Below are 24328 nucleotides of genomic sequence, written 5' to 3' on the forward strand. Positions count from 1 at the left end.
CTTGAGTCATAAGGTGTCAGGCCCCGGTCTGCCAGGCCTCTACCAGGCCGGTGACGGGTTCCAATCTAAAGTGCAGTTCCGCCACCAGGGCGTCTTGAAAATCTTGCTCGAATGCGGCCATGGAGAGCGCAGCATCCTGGCGATAACGGTGAAAACGCCGCTCCAGCAGTGCGGAGAGCTTGGCCAGCAGTGCCTGGGCGCGTTCACCCAGCATGTCTTCCAGGGTGGTATCCATCTGGGCCAATTGGCTCAGGCGGGGGCTGGTGCGGGCGAGCACTTCGCGGCAATGCTGGCGGAACGGGCCTATGCGCAGCTCCATGCGCCGCTGGATGTCCAGGTAGCGCTGGCGGTAGCTGCCGTAGTCCTCATCTTCTGCCGGTTCGGGCGCCGCTTGGGCAATGCCCGCCACGCGCACCTGCGCAGGCACCGGCCGCACGGGTGGTTGCCGGATGAATCCGGTCAAGTCAACACACAGCTGTTGCAAGGCCTGGCTCAGGTCGGGCTCATGCGCGGTCCGGGATGCAACCACTTTGGTTGCTTTGGTGATGGCGGGCAAGGCGCCACGCAATGCAATGGCATCCAGTGGCCCCAGCCACGCGCTCCAATGGAGTGCCCAGTCCGGCCGGGTGGGTCGGACTTCTATCGCACTCCAGCTTTCCAGCAGACCGATGAGCCCCGGCGTTCCGGAACTCAGCGCCATCTGTAGGTTCGCACTTGATATCCGAATTGACTGGTGCCATTTCAATGAGTTTCGGTTTTCAAATAAGAATCTATTGTTGTCGGTTCTCAAAATTCTACCGAACTTCCTAAAAGCTGAATCCCGAAGTTGCCTGTTGCTGCCGGCCGCTTCTTCAACTAGCTTGCTGTAAATTCATGCTCCAGAGAATTAAGTGGGTACTTGATGGTGTCAACAGGTCAGGTCAACTTGCCGAAACCCTCGAAATAGTTTCGACATTCAATGCGGTTGTACAGCAACTGCCTGCACCCATCAATTTCTGGACCCGCAACAGGGACGACCCCTGCCTGATCAAGAACTTTCTTTACAGTTTTTGGGGAAGTCTTCCATTGCAAAGCGAGATCCCGACAAAACACAAACTGAGACTTAAAGGACTCCACTTCAGTATGGCGAACATACTGTTGATTCCTGGCACCAAATGCGTTGGCGTTAACGCGTAGAAATCTAGTCCGAACAAGCGAATAGGCTACTTCTTGCTTGATATGGAGGAGGGCGGCAACCTGTGGAATTGTGTAGTCTTGGATCTTAGAGATGAAAGTCAAATCAAACCACGCATTGACTTCTTTGTTTGAGACAAGAAGTCCTCCAATGGTTGAAACCCCCTCCACACGACCAATGAGAGGCAGTTTTTTTGAAAATATCTCGATCAAAAAGGTGCCCACCTGATCGTTCTTCCATGACTTAAAACGCAGAATATATTCCACGGAGATGCAATCTTTGATTTCAGAGACATATGTCGGCTGACTATGAATAAACTGCGTCCACGCGTCAATCCATGATGTGGGTATTGACCATGGACAACCTAGCCCCCCCAATTTGAAAGCATCGGGGCAGATCACAGGCAATAGCGCCTGCAAGCGCGACTTCTTGAAGCCCAATCGGTTTGCAGCGTACTGCAACGAGGAATGTGAGATCTGCGCCTTGCAAAAATTGTCAACGTCCGCTCTGTGTACTAGAACAATCACTCGTCCTTTTTCGGTCGTGCGTCGGGATGCGCGGATGCTGAGGGCGTCAATTAGCGCAAGTAGACGGCGTCTAGATATGCCCATTTGCGAACAGGCGTGATTCGCCGGAATCCAGTCCACTCTTTCAAGCAGCGCTTTGTGTAGACGCTTATTTCGCCGTGTGATTCCCTCAGTCCAAAACTCTGCCATGTAGTCTTGAAAGGCTTCTCTGAGAAACTCAAATTCTTCATTACGAAATCCACGGTACAAAGACAAGTAGAAACCGCGAAATGCAACGGGCAATCGCCCAGAGGTGCCTTCCACGGCACTTGCCTTCAAAGAACTCGCAATCCTATTGAATCCAACAGGCCAGTTGAATATAACTTCAGCGGCTGAACTCGTAACGTGCCATGAGATGCGAAGTTGATCAAGATCTGCGATCTTCTGGGGACGTCTACTTTTGGGGAAGCTTGCGTAAGCACCCAAAAACAGGATGATTCGAACACATTGATTCAAACTCAGCCCGTCTAAAAAAAGACCCGTGTTTGGAAGGTAACCCATTGCAAGTCGGTGCAAGTGGTTACTAAGCAGACAGACGTTGGAAGGTGCAGGGGAGGGGACCTCATCTAACAGGGATCGACCGCAGTCACAGAAAAGTAGCTTCGCCCGCTGCCAATGCAGCGATGCATGACATACCGAGCAAGAATCAACCAACCAGCAACAACAAACGGGGCAAGCGTCGGCAAACAACACCTCCCATCCGATATGCCATGTACCTCGGACTTTCAAGCATGCCGGGCAGAAGCGTGAGTGTTTTGAATTGTACGAAGGCAGTTGCCCAGCGACATCTCCCGCAGAATTTGAGTGCGAAGTCGCACCTCTATCTATTGGGTATATGTCAGAAACCTTTTGGAACGAGAGCAGGTTGTCTTCAGCAAGTCTGAGCTGGTAGCCAAAGGGCCCCTCGTCGCTATGCTGTATGGGAGTTCGAAGCAATCCTGAGCCTTGAGTCACTTCGATCAAAGGCATGGTGTGTACTCCGCCATTCCCCTGATAGGGCCCAGATAAATTCTCTTTCGTTTGGCCTGCCTGCGGCCCGCCTTGGAGCGTGGCGCTACCTGATGTGGGCCTGGATGAAATTCCGGCACGTAGGGTGCCTCGGCCGCGGCAGTCAGATCTTCTGCGCTCAGCCCAAGTTCATTTCTCCAATCCCAAAGGATGCGTGGAAAGGGTAGCTCTTCGAGGCTACCTCTCAGAAGCTGGCGGGTCTCATCCGGTGTCTTGTTGAGCCGAACGGCATGGCTCAATGTGAGTGGTGACGAAGCTGCGTACAAAAATATCGCTTCTCGAAGTTGGAGGCAATAGCGCTGATCAGCAAGAATTTTGAGCATCAGCCAGGCGATACTGCCCTGATTCAAACGTCCGCTAGGGATATCGAATTCATCTGCAAACTCTGGAAGAAGTACGTACTCAAGGAACTCCATCAGAAGCAAATGCCAATGAAGAGGAATGCCCCAATCCTGTCGAGAAGCATCGGTAGATGCTGTCCATGGCCGCAACGAACGCATTGTGGCCATTGCCAGTAGTCGACAATGGCCTCGCTCCACTGTTCCAGAAGCGGCTCTAACCTGCATGGCACCAATTTTCAAGCCGCAGCGGCATCTTCGGCATCCCCAGTCCCACCCAATGTCTCTACCGCAACGTGTGCAATGACTGATCATTCGGCAGTTGTGGATATGGCAAACCGTGTATCTGCGCAAGTCCCAATAAACTCGCGAAACACCATCATCCGCGAAGCAAAGAGGGCAAACCCTTCCGCTAGTGGAATTGATCAATGATTTGGGGAACCGTTCGTCGCCAATCCGGAACTCTTCTGCCCGGCTAGAAATTGCGACATCGAACGATCCATGCGCGCGCAAGACATCGCTAGATGTCCCAGTCAATGCTGACAGTAAGTCTATATTCGCATTGATAGTATGAAGACTGGAAAGTGACTTCCGCACTCTTGAGAAGCAGTGGTTCAGCTCTGCAGATCGGGCGACAAATCCGCGCGTGCTTTCGTAGATTTTCATCTCCGTCAAAAGCAGAAATGAAGAAGTAGGTACATCCATGACCGCATCAATTCAAGAGAATTTTCGCGTGTGTTTTTGCTTCACTTCGCCAAAGTATTGATTGATGTCATCCCAAACATCAAAAGGTTCAAAGGGCTTGTTCAACAGGCGAAATGTTCTCATCCCAGAAAATGGATTTAGTTCGTCAGGCGCCCCTGTCCAAATTGCGCGGCGGAAAGAGTTTGCCAAATCTGCGAGCTCAATTCGAACCTTTCCTTCAGCACCGCACCTTGACACAACGTCGTCCAGAATCTTGATGATGTAATCCATGAGGCCATGCGTTGCAAAGTAGAAGCGGCGAGCCATGTTGGGTTCCGACAGATCAATACATTCAATCGGCAACGAGCTTTGCAAAGCATTCAGAACCCCGCGAAACTCCAGCTTATTCTTGCTATCGTAGAAACTGAATGGCGACAAGTACAACGGTGCACCAAACCGGCGGCGCATTTGTGGATTGCTATTGAGAACCAGGATGGATCGCGGTAGTCCACTGAGAATGACAGGTATGCGAAGGGAATCAATCAGGGTCTTGACCCAGTCAGTCACCTTCCGGCATTCGGCCGTACGCCTCCCATCGACAAAGTGTTGAAACTCGTCAATCATCAATAGCTCGACGCCACATGATTTGAACAAGTGCACTATGCGATTGGTCTTAACGGTTGTATTGCCTGATGCGGCAGCGGGGTCTCCCATTGCAAGCAAGATGGTCTCCGCCAGCATCTTTACAGAAGGGGCCGCGGGTGTAGTGACACGCACTACCGGGATCTTCATTCCTGCAGCTGTTCTTACTGCGGGAAACTTAGACGCGTAGTATTCCAATACCGTGGTTTTGCCGCTGCCAGTTTGGGCGACCAGCAACATGCCTTCAGCGACATTGGCTTCCACACCTCGCCGATGACGTCGTGCGATCTCCCGGATAGCCTCAGTGAACTGAGGTGTTTCAATGATTTCATGGCGAAGACTGAACGTCGAAGCAACGGTTGAGTAATTCGCTTGATCTTTTTTGGAGAGTCCAAGACCGGAAAGCAGCTGTAGATTGTTGATTGTTTGCATATGATGGAAGCAGAGAAATCTGCGCAAGCCATGAACTGCGGATCGTCCAAGATTGGAAAATCGCTGTAGCGCGTTGACTGATCTCATTGAAAATGAAGGTCAGGTTCGAACGAGCCAAGTTCTATGGCTTGGCGAGTTAATAGAAAAGTTGGGGCTTAGATGGGCGCGAGTTCACGCTCGCTTTTTGTGAAGATCGGCATGACTTCGTCCGAATCCGCGTCCAGATCTGCATCTGGTTCGAGCTCTGTATCAACAGGTACCCGTGCGGCGTCCAGAGGGTCGTTTGCGCGTGGTGACAGAACAGCCTCACTGTCTAGAAGCTCAAGCGAAGCAACGGTCTTGCGCGTCTTGGTTTTTTTAGCCACGACAGCTGCTTCAACGATGGCTTGAATCTCCGACTTCACCAAAAGCAACTGTTGCTGTGTCCATTTGTCTGTGAAGCGCTTGCGTGTCTGCGCACAAATCATGCGGTGAACATACCGATTCAAGCCTTTCGCATAGGCCAAATCGACAGCAGGAACGTCCACAAACTCTTCCAAATCTGGATGAAACACCGAGATGAAACTCACGTCATGTTCGAAGGCACGAAGCACCAGTTGAGGCCGTTTCCCTTGATGCTTTTCCCGAAGCGCCTGCAAAACAGGTGAGTTGTAGTTCAAATTGTCATACTGGAGGCCGTAGTGAAACAAAGTGCGGCAGCCTTCAAATCCCACCATGGCATTCAACTGATGTGGAAATGCTGGTAGTTCTATGACCGTCCTGCTTGCCTCCATTTGCCATACATGAAGTGGAGTGAAGCCCTTGAGACCGCGGTGCGGTGTCTTGTGATAAACGTCCACAATCCATTTCAGAATGAGATGCGTCAGCACTTCAATATCGATAGCCGCATGCTTCTCACTGTCGTAATCGCCTTTTTCTTCAACATTCGAGAACGTAGTACCGGGTAGCTGGTGAATGAGACTGCGATTCAGTGTCCCAAGGAGCCGCTCAATGGCCCCCTTCATATAGGGCATGGCGATTCCGCAATAGTGAATCGTCATGCCCATCTCAAGAGCAACAGCATCAATTGTGTGGCCGTGAAATTCCATTCCGTTGTCCGATACGAGCGTGTCGATGAGGCCGTGTGCCGGCCAAGGTCCCTCGATGTCCGGAAATTGCGCTAGCAACTCGTCCTTGGGTAAGATGGCTTGGCGCAAACAATAGAGAATTGAAATCTGTGACGGCGCGTGGAAACTCACGTAGAAGCCCACAATCATTCGGGACTTACGATCCACGGCCAACGTCAACCATGGCCTTCCCAAGATAAGCCGAGTTTTTTCACAAATTACGGTGATGTCCAGCGGCGTGTGGTCAATTTCGACGCGTTGAAGTATTCGGTCAACTTGAACGCCTTCATTGGCCACTCGCATTTTCTTTTCAGTCGCAGCGGAGCCGTCTCTGGCGTTAGACACAATCCTGTTGTGCAAGTCCTTAAGCCATCGGTACACCGTGGCATCACTAGGCGGTCGTGAAACTTTCTCAGCCTGAACGCCCTCGTTGATGCGCTCAAACTTGCGTTTGACCGCTTCTACTACAGCTTTGCCAGGCATCTTCTGAGGCGTCAAAAACACCTCAGAAGCCGCTTCATCGAACACACTCTTCTGCATAGGGTCAGCAGAGCGCCCGCGTTTTCCACGGGATTCAACGAGCTTCAGAATGCACTTTGTCGGACTGAACTTCTTCCACCAAGTCCACAAGGTATCGGCCTTTGGAGGGCTGGCGTCGTGAATCTCCGATGCAATTTTTTGAATAATTGGTTCTAAGGTTTCACGCGTTGAGACAAATTTTTTGCCGTCAACTGAAAACGCTTTAAGCGCACCCTTGATGTAACTGATTTTCCGCTTTACATTGACCTGATCCCCGGGCGCCAGGGATCGTAGATCTTTTGGTGCGGTGTAGTAAAAGACATTCTTTGATGGTCCAAGACTGTTTTCATCGATTTCCCAAACTTTTTCGATCCAGCGTTTGTGGACTTCCATTTCCGTCAATACATGGATCTCCCCGGCATCGTCTTCAAAACGAAAGCTACCATTGGCCAATACCCTCTCCAGGGTGAAGCCGTTGCTGTTCGACTTGGTCTTGAAGCGCAGTCCTTTTTTAAATGCAAAACGGATCAAATTGACCTCCCATTTGAGTTTGAGTGTGGACCACGCTGCAATCGGTGATTGGCGCATCGAGATTCATCCGCAGTCCATCCAAATAAATATGTTGATAAACGTGCTGGTTTCCGCCTAGTAGGTGGCTCAGCTCATCAAAACGCCAAGTTGCCTGCGCAGATATCGCCTCCTGCACCTGTTGGTCGACTACGCAATGAGCCACTTTTTTTGAGTGATTCCTGAGGGTGCGCAAGTTCGTGCGCAGTGGCTCCTTGCGAATTTCATCTTCTGTCAGAACACGGAAGGGACGGTCTTGATCAGCGAATCGTTTGGCAATAGCGCGGTACTTGTTTTGAAGAGTTGGGTTATCCAGCAGCGCCTTTGGTTTGACTTCAACAAGGAGCCTTTTGCCGCTCCTGAAGACCAGCAAAAAATCAGGAAAGTAGGTTCGGTGCCTTCCTTCGTGGTCGTAATAGAACTCCTCAGACGGTTGCTCGTAATAGCTGACGATAGACGGGTGAAACTCAAATAGATGAATAGCATCAAGTTCGAGCAATGATTCCCAATGAATCATCGTTTTCATTTTTCTGGAAGGAAACTTGCCACGAAATCGTTTGCCGCTTCGCGTTACTATTTTTCTGACTCTCATAGAGGATTCCTTGTTTCTGAAGGCGTGTTTGATCCTGGCAAGACACGCCATGTTTTGAAGAAATTGTGGTGATTCGGTGGCCGCTAGGCCATTGCAACTCTCTGGCTTTGATCAGTGGTTTGCTGTGACAAGTTGCCTTGGAGTGTCTTGCTGAGGCGCACTCGTTTGCCTACTAGAGGCATCAGAAAAGGCTTCTAGCGCGTTCCCAAGCTTCAATAGAAGAGCTTCGCCTTCCAAGTGACGGGACAAATACTTAGCTAGATTCTTATGCGCGCAAGGGTGCTCAGTAAAAACTCGCTTGTCCGCAGCTTCTGTACTTGTATCCACAGGCATCGCGGGCGCACCGGTGCCTTGAAAGAGGTTCAATTGCATTTTGACTCCATGGGCGTAGACAGGGCATGGCTTTCCCTGGCGCATACGCCATGATTAAATTTTGAAAAAATTGGTTTTTTGGGCGTATGAACACCCATCGCTGGTTGTTAAACCAGGATCAGAAGCGGAGATGTGCGGGGAGTGACTTGACCGTGATGTCGCGTGACGCGATACTTGGAGTGCAAATCGTAAGTCGGGCGCTCAGCGCCCCCAAAACGGGACACGCCGCAGGGTGATGTTCCGTTTTGCGTTTACATTGCTGTTTCCCTTCTGCCTTTGTCTTTGCGCGCAATGCGATCCGGTGTAAATCGTTTGCTTATCGCAAGCTGGCCATCCAACTCCAAGACTTGATGTAGTGCGTCCAGGTGGGCGGGGTGGAGTTTGTCGATCTTCTTCCACAGCGCATTGCAGAAAACATAGGTCTCGGTAGTCACGTCTACCGGCAGTAAGAATCTTCTGTTCGACTCAAGCAGCGCTTGCTTCAATCGATCTTTCTCAACTTCACCGAGTTGAAGTGCCTTTATCAATTTTTCGAAAAAATCTGTACTGGGTTTCCTAGTTCCCAACTCGATGGCGGAAAAATACGCTTGCTCGAAGCCCATGGCGTGCGCAAGGCTTGCTTGGGTTATGCCAGCCTGGAGCCTAACGGACCGCAACTTGATGGAAAAAGGGCTGCTCATCAAAGACCAAAAATTGGATGTACGAACTACAAAGTAGCCGCACTATATATCGCAGCCTTAAAGTTTGCAAGTCATTGATTTATAAGGAGAATATTTCGTTTTCTGCACAATTTTCAACACAAAAGTGAACGGAAAGGCAAGCATCCAATGACTAGAACAATCGGTGTGGTCGATGGTCTCTAGATCGTATTCAGCAAGCGAATAAAGCGGGTTTGCAGCCCGATCAGGGCGGGCGCGTTATGGGCAGTCCGAAGCTTCCATCTGTGTCGTCACGCCGGAGCACTCCACAGGCAATATGGTCTGGCGTGGTCCAGGCATCTTTCGGCGGACGCGAGCCAAATCCATGACCGCGAGGCAAAGCCAAGGCGTAGACGCTGAAGAGGCTTTCAGACATCTGTTTCAAGTCTTCCTCCGACAGCGATACGCTGCGTCACTGAATATACGTTTTGCGAAAAGGCCAAGGAAGGCGCATCTTCCCTCTTTCTGGGTGTGACCGCTACGCAAACACCATTCAAGAATCAGATCGAAAAGGAGCAAGCAGCTACAGACATATGCGTCCTGCATCTTGCGATGTAGGATGTCCGCACTAGGTCAAAGTTCAGACGGCGCGGACACTGGAGCCTTTCTATAGAAGACTTTGGCTTGCGGCGACCGACGGGAGACAAATAATGACGACAACTGGTTCCAGCGTTCCAACCATCTACAAACTAGCTATCGAGCGGTACCGTGGCATCAAGCATTTGTCGTGGCGGCCGGCGCGTGGCGTGAACCTTGTCCTCGGAGGAGGTGATGTCGGCAAGACGACGATACTAGATGCGATTAGTCTGCTGTTGAGTCCGACGAACAGTGCCACGGTGTTCGACAGCGACTACAACCTGCGCGACAACGAAGCAGAGTTCAACATCGAAGCGGTGATGGCCTTTCCATCGGGCGGCGGCATCAATCAACTGACCAAGCCTTCCTGGCCCTGGATCTGGAATGGGCTCGACGCAATCGTGCCTGCTCACGACGAGAACAGCGCGCCAGGTGAAGAGGTCTATGTCTTACGTGTACGCGGCACGGCCGACTTGGAACTTAGCTATGAGATTGTCCAGCCCAGCGGTATGACCGAAGCACTGCCGGTCTCTTTTCGCCGCGCGATCGGTCTGGTCCGCCTAAGTGGCGATGACCGCAACGACCGCGATCTGCGGCTCGTGCAAGGCTCAGCCCTCGATCGACTGCTAACCGACAAGGGACTGCGCTCGCGCATGGCAAGCAATCTTGCTGAAAACAATGTGCGAGACGAGCTATCCGACGATGCACGTAAAGCCTTGGTCGATTTGGACGATGCATTCCGCCGGCGGAGGTTGCCCGATGACCTTGATATCGCCGTCACCGGCGGGCCGGGTCCGTCGATTGCGTCGCTCGTCGGACTGACGGCGAAGCGGGGGACAGTGCAGCTGCCTCTGTCGAGCTGGGGCTCTGGGACCCGGCGATTATCTGCGCTGGCAATCGCCGAGCAAATTCAAGACGGCAACCCAATCACTGTCGTCGATGAAGTCGAACGTGGTCTGGAGCCGTACCGGCAGCGCATCCTGATGGATAGTCTACAGGGCGCCAGTTCCCAAGCATTCATCACGACTCATAGCCCCGCCGTGATCGCGGCCGCGGCGAAGGCTGCACTTTGGTATGTGGACCAGACTGGCAACTTGGGTCAACTCACAGGAGCGAAAGTCGCAAGACTCCGCGCGACTGATCCAGATTCCTTCCTAGCTCGGCTGACGGTTGTCGCCGAAGGTGTTACAGAAGTCGGATTCGTCCGGTCGCTGCTTACTAGGGCGCTAGCATCAGAACTCCAGCCTCTTGGCTTCCATGTGGCCGATGGCGGTGGCCACGATACGACGATCGAACTCCTTGAATCCTTGTCCGCGGGCTGCATGCAGTTTGGCGGCTTCGCTGACGACGAGAACAGGCACCCGACGCGCTGGGCCAAAGTACAGAAGCAACTCGGTCCACTCCTTTTTCGTTGGAACTCGGGCGACATTGAGTCCAACCTCGTGGATGCGCTCGATGATGAACAAGTCGAAGCCTTCATCACCGATCCAGACGATGAAAAGACCGGACGCCGGCTGCGATCCCTGGCGATGCGCCTCAGAATTGAACCGAAGGACTTCTCCAGCATCAAGGCCGCAGCGGGGGGCGAACTCAAGCGATTTATCAAAGAGGCCGCTGGCGGCAAGGTGCCGATAGGCACGCCCGAGGCCGACAAGAAGACGTATAGCAAGCAGGCGCAGGACTGGTTCAAGACAGAGCGCGGTGGTCGCGAGCTTGCCGAAAAGCTGTTCGGCCTAGGCATCTGGCCAACGCTAAAGGTGCACCTTCTACCCTTCTGCAATGCCGTTCGCGCGGTAGCAGGTCTGCAGGCACTGGAAGACCTGTCATCTTGAGCGACTCGAGTGTCCGCGCTGCCATTCGCTCCGACGCGCAGCTTGTCGTCGTAGAAGCTCCTGCAGGATGTGGCAAGACCCATCAAGGCGCAGACTACGCCAATGCTCTGTCTGAAGGACGCAACGCCCAGCGCACGCTCATCCTGACGCATACCCATGCGGCATGCTCTGTCTTCGCGGACCGTGCCAAAGAAGCCGGCTCTCGCGTGGAAATCGCAACGATTGACAGCCTGATTGCCAACATAGCCGGCGCGTATCACGCTGGACTTGGCCTGCCGGCGGATATCGCAGCATGGGTTCGTCAGCGCAAAGATGGCTACGGTGAACTGGCGCTCAGGGTCGCGGCACTGCTTGGGCGCCATCCCATGATCGCGAATGCGATCGCCCGTCGCTACCCTGTCGTGCTCTGTGACGAACACCAAGACTCAAGCGGTGATCAGCATGCCATAGTGATGGCACTGGCCGGACAAGGTTCGCGTGTGCGGATATTTGCCGATCCGATGCAGCGCATCTTTCCTGACAAGCCGGTCAAGGGAGCTTTGCCGCGATACGACTGGAACGGCCTGACTGGCGCAGCACAGGCTTTTGAGCAGCTGGATTTTCCCCACCGCTGGAATCGGGGCGGCTGCCCTGATCTCGGAGCTTGGACCCTTAGAGCGCGTGATACGCTGCAGAACAATGGACGCATCGATCTCAGGTCTGGGCTACCGGACAGGGTCCAGGTAGTATTCGCCGAGAACCAGTCGCAGGTCCGTATGGGCATCCAACTGACCTCTGGGCAGCGAAAGCCGATCGACGACTTTGAGAAGAGCCAGTCTTCGTTGCTCGTTCTCACGCGATACAACGAAACAGCACGGGCAATCCGGGCCATGTTCATGCGCCGCCTGCCGATCTGGGAAGGACACACAAGGGTTGGACTCGATCGGCTGGTTGCGGCCATCCAAGCTGGTACGGGCGATGCCACGACAATCGCCAAGGCAGTTGTCGCTTTCATGGATGATGTCGGCAAAGGCTTTAGTCCATCGGCCTTTGGTGATCGACTCATCCGCGAGGTCGCGGAGGGCTGCACGAAGTCTACTTCCGGCAAACCGGCGCTGATCCAGGAGCTGGCTCGATCGCTGACAGCCGAGCCAAATCATATTGGTGTGTCGAAGTTGCTCCGGCGTCTGCGCGAGATGAAGGAGCAGCAGGCGACTTTCTCTGCGATAGAAATTGATTACAGCAAGGAATTCTGGGAGGCTGTTCGTCTGGGTGACTACGAAAGCCCTGAGGTTGGACTCATCGAAATCACTCACCGTCGTACCTACACGCGCCCTAAGCCTCCCACATGTGCCATTAGTACGATTCACAAAGCCAAGGGCCTCGAATGCGAGAGCGTCATTCTTCTCCCAGTCAATGCCAACACATTCCCGGATCAAGAAGATGCACGGTGCCTGCTGTATGTTGCGTTGAGCCGCGCATCGCATCGTCTGCAGCTAGTGTTGTCACGAGAGAATCCAAGCCCTCTGTTCGTGATCTAGGCGTTGCCTGCAGGGAGGCGCGCCGCCAGGAAACTGATAGCCGATTACCGTGCCAGAGCTTATTACGGCGCTGATGAGATCGACAAGATGTTCCTACAAACTACGTAGCCCATTGATATCGACTCGCAAATCAAACCTCTCCAAATTCCTGCTGAAAAAGTTGAGTTGCGATCTGCCATCGGAGTCTGGTTTCAACCAAGATCCGTCCCTGATCTACTCAACGCTCTGATAGGATGATCAAAAAATGGAGGAGGGAAGGTGGCACTATCAACTGAACTTGCCAAGATTATTGCTTCACTAAGAGACCAAAAGCACCCGTTTGGAGCTGTGCGTGAGGCAATGGCAGCGATTGATAAGGAAGCTGGAAATGGATGGGATAAGCTGCTGGAAAAACTTGGCAATTACTCTGCCGAGGAGCAAGCGACGATAAGCCGCCAGCTTTCTCAGATTATTCAAAGCAAGGCCATAGCTGGGCAAAAAGACTTGCATGTATTCCTTCTTGAGGATGACGAAGTAATACGAATATCGGCTGCGCTCGCTGGCCTCACAGCAACTGGTCCATACAGCCAAGACTTTCCACTCCCCTTGTCGCCAACTCTTTTGGCTGGAAACACCACTGATCTGTTCCTCTCAAAGGTGATTTACAGGGAAAATGCCGATGTATCGCTGATATTTTGTTCGTCAAGAACTGAATATGACAAAATCAGCTATGACATGAATCAGGTGAATGTACATGTTCAGAATACGTTCGCTGGTTATGAACGAATCGTCGCAATAAAAAAATTACCTTATCAAATATTCGATGTGATCAATTTTCGGCCCAGCCTCAAGAGAGTTGAAGTGCTTGTCGATCAACCTCATCGAATGGGTGCCAACGAGAGCTCTGAGGATAGATGTTCAGCTGTATTGGCTATGGTTGCAAGTCGCAATCCAGACCTTCAGACAATGTATGAAAATAACAGTCCGCTCAACCTGTACGGCTGTATCAACTCCATGTATCAGCAGGCTGGCGAAGGGAAAGTAAAACGGTTGGCTTTTCGTGCCCCTTCGCAGTCACAGAAGAAAGAACAATTGAGTTCGGACGACGATTTAAGAACCGAAGAGTTTCACGCTGCTGGAGTGTTGAAAGTTGGCGTAATCACTGTCCACGATATAACGCTCCATTGGGCCAATCTAATCGGCGCCGCGGGAGGAGCGACTGCACGTATTAAAATTAACGTTGGTGGGCTATCAAATGAAGGTGCCTATGTTCGCTCGGCGGAGATAAATTGCGTATCTGACACGGCCTTAGCAGTAGTAGTAAATAAACTTGTTGCGCACAGCAGCTAGCAGATGTTTTCCACGCTATGAGCTACTCTGCAATGGTCATAGAAAAGCTAGAGGCGATTTTTGGTAGAGAAAAACCAGAAGTGCGCATTGCTTCGACCATAGTTGCGTACGTCACTGAGCATGGGGATAGCGTCCACCACATCAATCTCGCGTTTGTAAAGAATCTCTGTAAGCTACCAAATACTGCGCATGTGGATGTATCGGTATTAAAAGCATTGCAGGCCTTGGCAGGCGATGCTATTGGCTATTTAAGTGTGGGTTTCGAGTACGTCGATAACAACGAGGAAATTCACAACATCTCTCGCGCTGAATTTTCCGGAGCAATTTACGACAGCATTGATCCAATCAGTGGCGAACGCGCGGACGACCTTGCTGAGAGGGTGCTAATTTTCTATTTTCCGGATAAGACGTTTCCAATGCGTCTACTTCATACATGACATCAGCTGCAGACGTACGCCGACTTCAAGCTATGGATGACATGCTGGCAGGGTACTTGGCCAGGCTAGCAGTTAATTCATATGAAGATTTTGTGCGCAATCTGTATGACCAGATACACAGATCAATTAACAGTTTAGAGAATTACAAACACTACATTGAACATGAAGGCGAAGATGCCACTACCGCAAGAATAATCATGTTCTTGGAGGGAGCTGGTCTCAAGGCGCGGCAGCAAGCTGCGGGGGGGAATGTCGACATTTATGTAGACGATTTGACGAATAATTTCAAATGGATTGGTGAAGCAAAAAAATATGAGTCCGTCACTAATATCGCGGAAGGGTTCAAACAATTAGTGACGAGATACGCATCCGGCAAAGATAAAAAAGGAAAAGGATACGGTGCTCTGATCGCATATTTGCGGAGGCCAAATACAATTCATCACGTTGATGCATGGAAAGATACCATCGCAAAATTGCCTGAGGCAACCAACGTTCGGTTCTCAGAGTGCCAGCGAATGGCGCCCTTTGCCTTTCTCTCCGAACACGACCACCAAGAGACAAATTGCAGCTATGAGACGTGGCATGTCTGCGTTCAACTTTTGGTTGACCCAAAGGACAAGAGCGGAATTGAATCAAAGGCAGGTAAGAAACGTAGAGCTGCTTAAGCTCTAACTAACATTGCAAACTTCGCTCACGATAACTTGTTGTATCGATCGGCTGAATCAGCCCCGCAAAGGCGACCTCGGCGGGCGCCTCAGATACATCGGAGCAGATGTCCGCTTTCGGACGGGTGCCCTAGGAGTGCGAAGGGGATAAACTGGTCCAATGGAGCTCGAATCTCAGGCCGATACCGTCGTTGACTCGGTGCAGCTTCGTCGTATCGAAGCGACGCATAAGGGCTTTCTTTATCAGCATCTGTACGGTGTCGCGTGCGTGCTGATGTCAGGACGGTCGGGGTGGTCTCGCCTGATGATTGAGTTCAACGAGGACGTTGAACTTCGATATCCAGATCGCCACGTGTATGTGCAGGTCAAGACCCGCAGCCGCCTCGTCAAACCTGGCGATGTGGCGAGTGCTCTGCAGCGGTTTGAGCGATACCGCGAAATTCATGACGCGCAGAGACGCAAGGGGCGCGCGGAGTTCGTACTGGCGCTGAACTCCGATCCTTCCCCTGTACTTTCCGCATGTATTGCCGCTGGTGACATGCCGTCAGACGTCCGCACTGTGTGGCCAGGATATGCGGTAGAAGGCCTGCCACCACCTTGGGCCACCGTCGATGAGGCATTCACTTGGTGCGTCGATCAGGCTGCGACGTTGCCGTTCTTAATGGTGGCGCCCGACGTCCTTGTCCTGAAGCTCGCGGGTCTAATGGTGCGCATTGCGTCAGGGACTGGCGAGTATTCCTCGCACGCAATCACTGCGGAACAGGCCGCGGGAATGCTCGAACAGTTCGTGCATCAGCTGCATGAGTTTCCAGCGCCGCCGCTGAACTACAAACCGCAGGATCAGGAGCCCGCGCTCACAACTAACGAGTCGATCCGCCTCATCGTTGGGTTCTCTGGTGCCGGCAAGACGTCATGGGCGGCGCATGCCGCCATGGGCGACGGGCTATTCAGCACGTACATCGACGTGGCAGACCTTCCAAGCGCGTCGGTGCCAGCCGCTCTCGCGAGGGAACTTGCGGCTCGCTGGCTGCACGGCGATATAGACGCGCTGCGGGCAGTCGAAAGGGTCGCCCTTTCTGGCGTTGAATCGCTGCTCGCTTCGAGCCAGGCGCTAGCCACGCATCACAACACCTACACCGTGGTAATCGACAACGCGCATCGTCTTGCGATTGATGACGCTCGTGCGATTTCAAGCGCTCTTAAGGGGCTGCGGTCGGTGTTTCTCGCCCAGCCTACCAATGAGCTGAACCAACTATGTACAGCACTTGCTGTCGAGCCCGAAACATTGCGGGGCTGGGGCGACGACACAATCGCCGCGGAAGCGAACGCCGCAGGATGCGAATCGTCGCTACCGACGGTGGTGTGGCTCAAGCGTCTGACGGCGGGACTTCCTCTGTACGTACGCAGCGCTATTCAGGTAGCCGCGAACGACTACAGCGGCGACCTGAGCGCCTTCTGCGAAGCGCTCGAGTCCCAGACTCTGGTGTCAGATACGAAGCAGCACACTATCTTGGCGCGGGTCTTCGACGGGCTGGACGCCAAGCTGAAGAGCGTGCTCGAGTGCGCCAGCTTGGCCGACGTCCCACTTGCGGCAGAGGAGTTGGTAACCATCACGCATGCCGCTTTCGGTTTCGATCGCCGAGCAGTGATAGGCAGCCTGCGTGCGCTGCGTTCCAGCGGCCTGTTGCAGGCATATGGCAGTCAACGAAGTAAGACTCATGACGCATTGCGGCCCGTCGCTCTAGAGCACCTAGCCACCGATGTCGGCGCAGAGCGCCGCGCCAAGGAAGCTCTGCTGAAGTTGTTGGAAGTGTCGTTGGAGCATGGTCAGGAGCAGGGGCAGGAGCGACTTCCACTGTTCGTGAGGATGCTTGTAGAACTGCGCCGTATTGGCGAACTTGCTGACTTGGCTACCGAGGAGATCTTCCACGAGCTCGGACCGTTCCCAGCAGTATGGTCACTGCTTGAGGAGGCCGCCGACGACGAGAGCGTTTCGGCCGAAACCCGCTGCGAGTCGATCGATGCGTTGCTTTACTACCGGCAAAGGAACGGGCCTGAGGATGCAGTTGCGCCGTTGTTGGCCAAGATGGAAGCACTGCTTCCTGCTCGATTGGACGATCCTCGCGCTCTGATCGTGTTTCTGCAGAAGAAGGTCCATCACTTGGCTGAGCAGGGTGACGAGCAAGGCGTCCACGACCTGTTGTGCCGGGTTGAAGGCCTTTTGCCTAACAGCGATTCTCATCGACGGATATTCGAGTACAACGCGGCTTTGGCCCTCTGGAAGATTTCACGCTTCGATTTAGCAGATAGAAGGCTCCAGGCCGTAATGAAGGACTACCTCAGAGCCCTACGGCTTGATGTAGAGGCTCTTATGTCGGACCCCAGCCAATATGTGGATCGCGTGCGGAAGGACGATTCCTACGCGGACGGTTGCAAAAAGCTTGCTGATTGTTACGACCTGCTGGCCAGGGTTGTCGAGGCACGTCGTCGACCCGCAGGCGCTATCCGCGCCATCGCCATCCGTTTGTTCGAAATCACAGGTCATTGGGACTCGGCGGCACGCGTGTGCATTGATTTGGTGTGGCAGCACATCGACAAGGGCGAGCCGCAACGCGCTCGCAAACTGTTGGAGCCCTACCTTCTGACGCTGGTCACGAAGTACAGGTTGAATGATCGAGTCATACCAGTGCGCTACCTCTATGCGCACGCGCTCGGAAAGACTGGCGACGTCGAGGCTGCTCGGAAAGAGCTGCGTGCCATTGACCCTTATCTGACCTCACTTCCGCCCATGGAGCAAGCCGACGCACGCAACCTGACGGCATTTCTTCGATGAGTGGCTTCAGACTAAGGGTTGCAGCTTTAGTGGTCGAACTTGTATTCAGCAAGCTTGCCAGTTCTCGCCTCTTCAAGACCCAACATCGTGTCTTGAATCAACCGTATCGGCAATTCAGGGTTGTCCAATACAGCCTTGCCAATTCGAGCCCAGTATTCAATCTGTTTGGGTACAGATCGATGCTCGGCCAATGCAACTATTTTTGCATCGTCAACAAGGCCTTTGGAGAGCTTAATCGGTACGGGCATAGTCGGAATTCTTTGAGCAAGGGCCAACGAATCGTACTAGCAATTTGTGGTTGCTCGTCGTGCTGCTTCGGGCCAGGAGCGGGCGTTGGTCAATGTCCGCTTCTGGGCAGCCGATTTTGAAGTTCGCGTTGTAGCGATTGCCGACAGTCGCCACTGACCGGTTCTGGGTAACCCATGTACACAGTTTTCGAGACTGGCCAGCGGTCGTTCTCGGTGGTCGCGAAAGTGCCAGATGCAGAAACAGGGGGTCGTTATATTTTTTGCGTTGAAAGGCGCAAACTAACTCAGTCGTTGACGGAACTTTCGCTAAACGTGGTTCGCTAATTGGTAACCCCAACAGCTATTTTGGACATTTCGGAGAGAGGAACTACAAGATCAAAGTGAAATCCCTGCAAAGCAGTGACCACACTCGGTTTCCCCCGAAAGTGTCCAAAAATAATTAGTTCGTTATCAACGAGACGTACTGCTTCAACGCTGCCCCTGCGGCTTCGGCCTGACTAGCAGGGTTGGCATTGTCTTGCGCGGCGCGGGTCAACGTCTGAATGCTGCTTTGGGACACAGTTTCCATTTCAAACTCCTTGGCCCACGGGCCTTTCTTAGAAGCGACCATCTTGGCGTCACGCCCCTCTGAACGGGTGTCACGAATCTTTAATATAATATTTCTAGAATTATTGAAGTGATTGCCCGGAGCACCTGGCGACACCCCTCAGATCAATCAATTCAAGGAATACCTATGAAACACCGTGTACTGTTGAATCTCACTGTTTCCACCCTAGTGATCGTCGCTGGTTGGGCGAACAGCGCCCAGGCGGAAACCGTGATGGAGACGATCTCCCATAACCCCAACCTGACCACCGCCGCCAAGCTCATTCAGGACGCCGGCCTGGCTGACTCTCTGGGTGGCGCCGGTCCCGTGACCGTGTTCGCGCCCAGTAACGCAGCGTTCAGCGCCATTCCCGCAGGCAAGCTGGCCGAGCTGGCTGGCAACAAGGAGATGCTCAAGTCTGTCCTGAACTACCACGTGGTCGCCGCCAACCTGACTTCCGACGCCATCAACAACGGACCGCAGAAGACCGCCACCGGTGACAGCATTTCTCTGTACAAAGCCGGCACCTTCCTGACCGTCGAAAGCGCCGTGGTGACCCAGGCTGACCTCAAGGCCTCCAATGGCGTGGTGCAGGTGATCGACACCGTGTTGATGCCTCCCAAGAAGTAAATCCAGGCAACAGACGCCTCGGGCCGACACCACTACCAAGATCAAAGAGGAGACCGATATGGACGCAATACAAACGGTGAAGGCCCTGGGCGCTTTGGCCCATGAAACCCGCCTCTCGGTGTTCAGGATGCTGGTCCAGGCCGGTCCCGAAGGCCTGACACCCGGCGTCATCGCCGAGACGCTGGAAATGCCGGCGCCTCCTCTGTCTTTCCACCTGAAAGAACTGACCCAGGCGGGGCTCATCGTGGCCCGCCCCGAGGGCAGAAAAATCCATTACAGCGCCAACTTCACCGCCATGAATGAACTGGTCGGCTACCTCACCGAGAACTGCTGCGGTGGCCAGGCCTGTGAAGTTGACGCGGCGGGCGCCGCCTGCTGCTAAGGCTGGTTGTTCAGCCTTCAAGAAACCCTTTTCCGAGAGATCACCATGTCCGAAAAAGTCTACAACGTGCTCTTCCTGTGCACAGGCAACTCCGCCCGCAGCATCCTGGCCGAAGTCCAGCTCAACGTCTTTGGCCGCGGCAAGTTCAAAGCCTTCTCTGCAGGTAGCTACCCCAACGGGATCGTGAACCCGTTCGCCATAGAGTTCCTGGAGAGCAATGGTTTTCCCACAGAAGGCTTGCGCAGCAAGTCCTGGAACGAGTTTGCCGTGGAGAGTGCTCCGGTCATGGACTATGTGATCACGGTGTGCGACCAGGCGGCCGGTGAGCAGTGCCCGTACTGGCCCGGTCAGCCCATGTCGGCCCACTGGGGTGTTCCTGACCCTGCGGCCGTCGAGGGGACGGATGACCAGAAACGCCGTGCCTTCCGCGATACCGCAGCTGTCATGCGTCGACGCATCGAGATGTTCACGGCCTTGCCCGCAGCTTCGCTGGATCGCCTCAGCCTCAAATCCAAACTGGACGAAATCGGCAAAACGGCATGAACTGGCGCAAGGAATTTGTGGCCGAGTTCATCGGCACGGCCATGTTGTTGGCCACGGTGGTGGGCTCCGGCATCATGGGAGAGCGGCTGGCTGGCGGCAACGTCGCGGTCGCCTTGCTGGCCAACACCCTGGCCACCGGTGCGGCCCTGATTGCCTTGATCGCCACCTTTGGGCCAACCTCCGGCGCGCACTTCAATCCCTTGGTGACCATCACCGAGGTGGTCATGAAGCGCGCGAGTTGGGGCAAGGCCTCGGTCTACCTGATCGCCCAGGTCCTGGGGGCCATTGCCGGCGTGATGGCCGCCCACTACATGTTCGAGCTGCCGCTGCTGATGGAATCCACCCACATGCGTACCGGCTCGCACCAATGGTGGAGCGAGATTGTCGCGTCGTTCGGTCTGCTGACCATCATCCTCAATGTCGCAAAGACACGGCCTGACTTCGTGCCCGTTGCTGTCGGGGCGTACATCACTGCCGCTTACTGGTTCACCGCGTCCACCTCCTTCGCCAACCCGGCCGTCACCATCGCCCGGTCGCTGACCGACACCTTCTCCGGCATCCGCCCCACCGACGTGGCGGGCTTCATCCTGAGCCAGGTGGTAGGCGCCGCTCTGGCCCTTGCCCTCTTCAAATGGTCGGAAGGGGCTCCCGCTTCGACCACCTCAACCCCCCACCAGTCCGACTGAACCATGTCCATCACGATTTATCACAATCCCGCCTGCGGAACCTCCCGCAACACCCTGGCCCTGATTCGCAACTCCGGCGAGGAGCCTGAAGTCATTGAGTACCTGCAAACACCGCCCAGCAAGGCCACGCTGCAGTCCCTTATTGCCGCCATGGACATCGGCACCCGCGCACTCCTCCGAGAAAAAGGCACACCCTACGAGGAACTGGGCCTGGCCGATCCCAAGTGGACCGATGACCAACTGGTGGACTTCATGCTGGCCCATCCCATTCTGATCAACCGCCCAGTGGTGGTCACTTCCTTGGGTACCCGGCTGTGCCGCCCCAGCGAGGCAGTGCTGGACCTACTGCCCAAGCCGCAGCAAGGCGCGTTCACCAAGGAAGACGGCGAGAAGGTGATCGACCAGAAGGGCCAACGTGTCTGAAACCTCTTTGCCCTCCAGCAACCTGGACGCTGCGTGCTTCCAGATTCCCAGCCAAGCCACTCTGCAGCCCGCCAAGGTATCTACCCACCCGCCACGCATCCTGATGCTCTATGGCTCGCTGCGGGAACGCTCCTACAGCAAGCTCCTGACACTGGAGGCGGCCCGTCTGCTGGAGACCATGGGCGCGCAGGTCAAAATCTTTGATCCCGAAGGCCTGCCGCAACCCGACGGCGCCCCGGAAAGCCACCCCAAGGTGCTGGAACTGCGGGAGCTGGCCACCTGGTCCGAAGGCATGGTCTGGAGTTCCCCTGAGCGCCACGGCGCCATGTCCGGCATCATGAAAAGCCAGATCGACTGGATTCCCTTGTCGCAGGGCGCGGTGCGCCCAACCCAAGGCAAGACACTGGCCCTGATGCAGGTCAACGGCGGTTCGCAGTCCTTCAATGCCGTCAACCAGATGCGCATCCTGGGCCGCTGGATGCGCATGATCACAATCCCTAACCAAAGCTCGGTGGCCAAGGCCTTCGCCGAGTTTGATGAAGCCGGGCGCATGAAACCGTCTGCCTTCTATGACCGCGTGGTGGATGTGATGGAAGAGCTGGTCAAGTTCACGCTGCTGACGCGCGATGTGTCGCCCTACCTGGTGGACCGGTACAGCGAGCGCAAGGAAACGGCTGCAGAGCTGTCCAAGCGGGTGAACCAGCGGGCCATTTAGAAAACCTGATGGCACACGCCGGCCGGACTCGCATTGTTCTGACCCTGGGCACGGCCCAGACCTTGGCGTGGGCGTCGACCTACTACCTGCCTGCCATCCTGGCTGCGCCCATTGCCGCCGAGCTGGGCCTCAGCGTGGCCACGGTGTTTGCGGCCTTCTCGGTTGGGTTGGTCATTTCTGCGTTTTTGGGTACGCATGCCGGTCGTGCCATTGACCGGTTTGGCGGCCGCCCCGTGCTGGCATCGACCAACTTGGTCTTTGCTGCGGGCCTGATCGGCCTGGGTTTGGCCAGTGGCCCCATCGGGCTGTTTGCTGCCTGGATCGTGCTGGGTGCCGGCATGGCGGCGGGACTGTATGAGGCTGCGTTTGCGACGCTGGTGCGGCTCTATGGCCACAACGCCCGCAACATGATCACCGGGATCACCCTGCTTGCGGGGTTCGCCAGCACGGTGGGCTGGCCGTTCTCTGCTGCCATGGAAGCATGGATAGGCTGGAGGGGGACGTGCTTTGCTTGGGCAGGACTACATCTGTTGTTGGCACTGCCCTTGAATCTGTCATTGCCCAGGCTGGTTGACGAACAGGCGATTGAGTCGGTGACAACGCCTCAAACAGGCAACTGGACCGCACCCTCTGCACCTGTGCCTCTCAGCAGCGCCATCTTGCTCTCGGTCGTTATTGCCATCACCTGGTTCATCAGCACGGCCATGGCGGCCCATTTGCCGGCACTGCTTAAAGCCTGTGGTGCCACGGTGGCGGTGGCATTGACTGCTGGGGCGCTGATTGGCCCGGCACAGGTCGCTGGTCGTCTGCTGGAGTTTGGAGTGCTGCGCCGGGTCCATCCTCTGATCAGCGCCCGGATCGCCGCCTGCCTCCACCCAGTGGGGGCTATCAGCTTGGCCCTGTTTGGCGCGCCAGCGGCGATCTTCTTTGCGCTGGTGCATGGCGCCGGCAACGGCATCCTAACGATTGCCAAAGGCACACTGCCGCTGGTCCTGTTCGGCCCCAAGGGCTATGGCGAGCGCCAGGGACTACTTATGGTCCCGGCCAGGCTGGCCCAGGCATTGGCACCTTGGTTGTTTGGTGTCTTCATGGCGCAGTACGGGATCAATGCACTCTGGATCTCCGCTGGTATTGGCCTGGTCGCAGCTGTAGCCCTGTTGCGCCTGGCTCCGGTGAAACCCAGTAGTCACGATATGAAGTGGCCATCATGAACAACTGCGCTGTCGCCACCTGCCGTGCCATAGCGGCGACGGATGGCATCCAACCAGGGCTCTATCGGCGTCCATTGCCCGAAGGACTCATCGCCTTCTCCTCTCCGGCCGGCCGTTCGCTGTTCCGTGAGGCGTTGTTGGCTGGCGGCATGGAGGGCTACTTTCCCCTGGCCGAGCAGTTCCAGACGCAGGTCGAGCCGACCTACTGCGGGATCAGTAGCCTGGTCATGGTGCTCAATGCGCTGGAGGTCGATCCCAAGCGGCTCTGGAAAGGCGTGTGGCGCTGGTTCAGCGAGGACATTGCTGACTGTTGCGACCAGTTGAGCAGCATCCAGGCCGAAGGGATCTCGCTGGAAGGCTTGGCCAGGCTGGCCCATTGCAACGGAGTCACCGTGCAGGTGACGCATGCGGAGCAAACCTCATTGGTGCAATTCAGGGTACTGGTGCAGGCGGTGTGCAGCGATGAAAACAAGCAGGCCTTGATCGCGTCCTACTCTCGGCAGGCACTGGGCCAGACGGGAGAGGGGCATTTTTCACCGATCGGTGGCTATCACGCTGCGAAGGATCTGGTCTTGCTCATGGACGTGGCCAGGTTCAAATATCCGCCGCACTGGGTCCCGCTGTCGCTGCTGTGGTCCGCAATGGAGAGCCTGGACAACGTGACCGGTAAGACCCGTGGTTACCTGAGAGTTGTTCGATAGCAACCTCGCCAATGCATTGCCCGATGAACCATCAACGAGACTGGTAGCCAGTGCTTAACAAGTACTCGATGCGCAACTGCTACCCGCAAGCCATCTAAAATATTGCTTGCCGAACTGTTGACAGCAGTCTTTTGGCAAAGTGTTCAGAGCCCTTCGGGGCTCTTTTTTTTGCCCGAGCCGGCCTTTCGCCAAGCGCAGCGCCTCACCCCCCGGATTGGTTGTCGCATCGCCTTTCTGGGGAACTTTGCATATCGAGTGCTATCCTAGGTCGTAGCCAACCGTTCTGCCTGTGTCACCTATCCTCACGCCCACC

23 protein-coding genes and 1 pseudogene are annotated in these 24328 nt (G+C 54.8%); 14 read left to right on the forward strand and 10 right to left on the reverse strand.

Annotated elements, in window-relative coordinates:
* Positions 1-16: 16 nt before the first annotated feature.
* The 8 genes and pseudogenes from AEP_RS12935 to AEP_RS12965 all read right to left on the reverse strand — a co-directional run bounded on the left by AEP_RS12935 (position 17) and on the right by AEP_RS12965 (position 8680).
* The gene (locus AEP_RS12935; protein WP_087495758.1) at positions 17-700 is read right to left on the reverse strand and encodes a DUF3348 family protein; all 684 of its coding nucleotides are present in this window, start codon (positions 698-700) and stop codon (positions 17-19) included.
* A gap of 215 nt (positions 701-915) precedes the next feature.
* Positions 916-2004 carry a hypothetical protein gene (locus tag AEP_RS12940; protein ID WP_157673164.1) on the reverse strand — a complete coding sequence of 363 codons (1089 nt, stop codon included), beginning with the start codon at positions 2002-2004 and terminating at the stop codon, positions 916-918.
* A 695-nt stretch (positions 2005-2699) separates the two neighbouring features.
* Positions 2700-3329 (reverse strand): hypothetical protein, encoded by a 630-nt coding sequence (locus AEP_RS21085; RefSeq protein WP_232459825.1) that lies wholly within the window; start codon positions 3327-3329, stop codon positions 2700-2702.
* An 84-nt stretch (positions 3330-3413) separates the two neighbouring features.
* Positions 3414-3791, reverse strand: a pseudogene (locus AEP_RS21390) (TniQ family protein); the annotation flags it as partial.
* Positions 3792-3803: 12 nt separating this feature from the next.
* On the reverse strand, positions 3804-4844 hold the full coding sequence (locus tag AEP_RS12950) for a TniB family NTP-binding protein (RefSeq protein WP_157673165.1): 1041 nt from the start codon (positions 4842-4844) through the stop codon (positions 3804-3806).
* Between the two features lie 155 nt (positions 4845-4999).
* Positions 5000-7000: a DDE-type integrase/transposase/recombinase gene (locus tag AEP_RS12955; protein ID WP_157673166.1), complete on the reverse strand. Its 2001-nt coding sequence runs from the start codon at positions 6998-7000 to the stop codon at positions 5000-5002.
* A complete protein-coding gene (locus tag AEP_RS12960) occupies positions 6981-7628 on the reverse strand; it encodes a TnsA endonuclease N-terminal domain-containing protein (protein ID WP_157673167.1) in 648 nt (215 codons plus the stop codon). The genes AEP_RS12955 and AEP_RS12960 overlap by 20 nt, the downstream gene beginning before the upstream one ends.
* A 623-nt stretch (positions 7629-8251) precedes the next feature.
* Positions 8252-8680 carry a helix-turn-helix transcriptional regulator gene (locus tag AEP_RS12965; protein ID WP_087495764.1) on the reverse strand — a complete coding sequence of 143 codons (429 nt, stop codon included), beginning with the start codon at positions 8678-8680 and terminating at the stop codon, positions 8252-8254.
* Between the two features lie 668 nt (positions 8681-9348).
* On the opposite strand from AEP_RS12965, the gene AEP_RS12970 reads away from it, so the two are divergent.
* From AEP_RS12970 to AEP_RS12995, 6 genes are all read left to right on the forward strand, one after another.
* A complete protein-coding gene (locus tag AEP_RS12970; RefSeq protein ID WP_087495765.1) occupies positions 9349-11106 on the forward strand; it encodes an ATP-dependent nuclease in 1758 nt (585 codons plus the stop codon).
* Positions 11103-12626 (forward strand): UvrD-helicase domain-containing protein, encoded by a 1524-nt coding sequence (locus AEP_RS12975; protein ID WP_087495766.1) that lies wholly within the window; start codon positions 11103-11105, stop codon positions 12624-12626. The genes AEP_RS12970 and AEP_RS12975 overlap by 4 nt, the downstream gene beginning before the upstream one ends.
* A gap of 258 nt (positions 12627-12884) precedes the next feature.
* Positions 12885-13955 (forward strand): hypothetical protein, encoded by a 1071-nt coding sequence (locus AEP_RS12980; RefSeq protein ID WP_157673168.1) that lies wholly within the window; start codon positions 12885-12887, stop codon positions 13953-13955.
* A 17-nt stretch (positions 13956-13972) separates the two neighbouring features.
* Complete coding sequence (locus tag AEP_RS12985) at positions 13973-14392, forward strand: hypothetical protein (RefSeq protein WP_157673169.1); 420 nt, start codon at positions 13973-13975, stop codon at positions 14390-14392.
* Between the two features lie 32 nt (positions 14393-14424).
* Positions 14425-15057 carry a hypothetical protein gene (locus AEP_RS12990; RefSeq protein WP_087495769.1) on the forward strand — a complete coding sequence of 211 codons (633 nt, stop codon included), beginning with the start codon at positions 14425-14427 and terminating at the stop codon, positions 15055-15057.
* A 160-nt stretch (positions 15058-15217) separates the two neighbouring features.
* Entirely contained in the window at positions 15218-17890 is a 2673-nt protein-coding gene (locus AEP_RS12995) for a hypothetical protein (protein WP_087495770.1), read from the forward strand.
* Positions 17891-17916: 26 nt separating this feature from the next.
* On the opposite strand, the gene AEP_RS13000 is transcribed toward AEP_RS12995, so the two are convergent.
* Both AEP_RS13000 and AEP_RS21225 read right to left on the reverse strand, forming a co-directional pair.
* Positions 17917-18138, reverse strand: coding sequence for a TA system antitoxin ParD family protein (locus AEP_RS13000; RefSeq protein ID WP_087495771.1), 222 nt, complete (start codon positions 18136-18138; stop codon positions 17917-17919).
* Between the two features lie 439 nt (positions 18139-18577).
* Entirely contained in the window at positions 18578-18706 is a 129-nt protein-coding gene (locus tag AEP_RS21225; protein ID WP_257789653.1) for a hypothetical protein, read from the reverse strand.
* Positions 18707-18871: 165 nt separating this feature from the next.
* Between AEP_RS21225 and AEP_RS13005 the strand changes: the two genes are divergently transcribed.
* From AEP_RS13005 to AEP_RS13040, 8 genes are read left to right on the forward strand one after another with little or no spacing between them, the layout of a single operon-like run.
* Positions 18872-19354, forward strand: a complete 483-nt coding sequence (locus AEP_RS13005; RefSeq protein WP_087495772.1) for a fasciclin domain-containing protein — start codon at positions 18872-18874, stop codon at positions 19352-19354.
* A gap of 58 nt (positions 19355-19412) precedes the next feature.
* Complete coding sequence (locus AEP_RS13010) at positions 19413-19736, forward strand: ArsR/SmtB family transcription factor (protein WP_087495773.1); 324 nt, start codon at positions 19413-19415, stop codon at positions 19734-19736.
* A 45-nt stretch (positions 19737-19781) separates the two neighbouring features.
* A complete protein-coding gene (locus AEP_RS13015) occupies positions 19782-20279 on the forward strand; it encodes an arsenate reductase ArsC (RefSeq protein WP_087495774.1) in 498 nt (165 codons plus the stop codon).
* Positions 20276-20965, forward strand: coding sequence for an aquaporin (locus tag AEP_RS13020; protein ID WP_087495775.1), 690 nt, complete (start codon positions 20276-20278; stop codon positions 20963-20965). The genes AEP_RS13015 and AEP_RS13020 overlap by 4 nt, the downstream gene beginning before the upstream one ends.
* Before the next feature lie 3 nt (positions 20966-20968).
* On the forward strand, positions 20969-21388 hold the full coding sequence (gene arsC / locus AEP_RS13025) for an arsenate reductase (glutaredoxin) (protein WP_087495776.1): 420 nt from the start codon (positions 20969-20971) through the stop codon (positions 21386-21388).
* Positions 21381-22103 carry an arsenical resistance protein ArsH gene (gene arsH, locus AEP_RS13030; RefSeq protein ID WP_087495777.1) on the forward strand — a complete coding sequence of 241 codons (723 nt, stop codon included), beginning with the start codon at positions 21381-21383 and terminating at the stop codon, positions 22101-22103. The genes arsC and arsH overlap by 8 nt, the downstream gene beginning before the upstream one ends.
* 8 nt (positions 22104-22111) lie before the next feature.
* The gene (locus AEP_RS13035; protein ID WP_087495778.1) at positions 22112-23314 is read left to right on the forward strand and encodes an MFS transporter; all 1203 of its coding nucleotides are present in this window, start codon (positions 22112-22114) and stop codon (positions 23312-23314) included.
* Positions 23311-24015 carry a phytochelatin synthase family protein gene (locus AEP_RS13040; RefSeq protein ID WP_087495779.1) on the forward strand — a complete coding sequence of 235 codons (705 nt, stop codon included), beginning with the start codon at positions 23311-23313 and terminating at the stop codon, positions 24013-24015. The genes AEP_RS13035 and AEP_RS13040 overlap by 4 nt, the downstream gene beginning before the upstream one ends.
* Positions 24016-24328 lie beyond the last annotated feature (313 nt).

It is taken from the genome of Curvibacter sp. AEP1-3 (assembly GCF_002163715.1).
Lineage (GTDB): Bacteria > Pseudomonadota > Gammaproteobacteria > Burkholderiales > Burkholderiaceae_C > Allorhodoferax.

What these genes read in the sequence shown, in the direction of transcription:
- AEP_RS12935 (WP_087495758.1), bottom strand. Translation starts at nt 700, where the DNA reads ATGGCGCTGAGTTCCGGAACGCCGGGGCTCATCGGTCTGCTGGAAAGC.
- AEP_RS12950 (WP_157673165.1), bottom strand. Translation starts at nt 4,844, where the DNA reads ATGCAAACAATCAACAATCTACAGCTGCTTTCCGGTCTTGGACTCTCC.
- AEP_RS12960 (WP_157673167.1), bottom strand. Translation starts at nt 7,628, where the DNA reads ATGAGAGTCAGAAAAATAGTAACGCGAAGCGGCAAACGATTTCGTGGC.
- AEP_RS12965 (WP_087495764.1), bottom strand. Translation starts at nt 8,680, where the DNA reads ATGAGCAGCCCTTTTTCCATCAAGTTGCGGTCCGTTAGGCTCCAGGCT.
- AEP_RS12970 (WP_087495765.1), top strand. Translation starts at nt 9,349, where the DNA reads ATGACGACAACTGGTTCCAGCGTTCCAACCATCTACAAACTAGCTATC.
- AEP_RS12985 (WP_157673169.1), top strand. Translation starts at nt 13,973, where the DNA reads ATGAGCTACTCTGCAATGGTCATAGAAAAGCTAGAGGCGATTTTTGGT.
- AEP_RS12990 (WP_087495769.1), top strand. Translation starts at nt 14,425, where the DNA reads ATGGATGACATGCTGGCAGGGTACTTGGCCAGGCTAGCAGTTAATTCA.
- AEP_RS12995 (WP_087495770.1), top strand. Translation starts at nt 15,218, where the DNA reads ATGGAGCTCGAATCTCAGGCCGATACCGTCGTTGACTCGGTGCAGCTT.
- AEP_RS13000 (WP_087495771.1), bottom strand. Translation starts at nt 18,138, where the DNA reads ATGCCCGTACCGATTAAGCTCTCCAAAGGCCTTGTTGACGATGCAAAA.
- AEP_RS21225 (WP_257789653.1), bottom strand. Translation starts at nt 18,706, where the DNA reads ATGGAAACTGTGTCCCAAAGCAGCATTCAGACGTTGACCCGCGCCGCG.
- AEP_RS13005 (WP_087495772.1), top strand. Translation starts at nt 18,872, where the DNA reads ATGAAACACCGTGTACTGTTGAATCTCACTGTTTCCACCCTAGTGATC.
- AEP_RS13010 (WP_087495773.1), top strand. Translation starts at nt 19,413, where the DNA reads ATGGACGCAATACAAACGGTGAAGGCCCTGGGCGCTTTGGCCCATGAA.
- AEP_RS13015 (WP_087495774.1), top strand. Translation starts at nt 19,782, where the DNA reads ATGTCCGAAAAAGTCTACAACGTGCTCTTCCTGTGCACAGGCAACTCC.
- AEP_RS13020 (WP_087495775.1), top strand. Translation starts at nt 20,276, where the DNA reads ATGAACTGGCGCAAGGAATTTGTGGCCGAGTTCATCGGCACGGCCATG.
- arsC (WP_087495776.1), top strand. Translation starts at nt 20,969, where the DNA reads ATGTCCATCACGATTTATCACAATCCCGCCTGCGGAACCTCCCGCAAC.
- AEP_RS13035 (WP_087495778.1), top strand. Translation starts at nt 22,112, where the DNA reads ATGGCACACGCCGGCCGGACTCGCATTGTTCTGACCCTGGGCACGGCC.
- AEP_RS13040 (WP_087495779.1), top strand. Translation starts at nt 23,311, where the DNA reads ATGAACAACTGCGCTGTCGCCACCTGCCGTGCCATAGCGGCGACGGAT.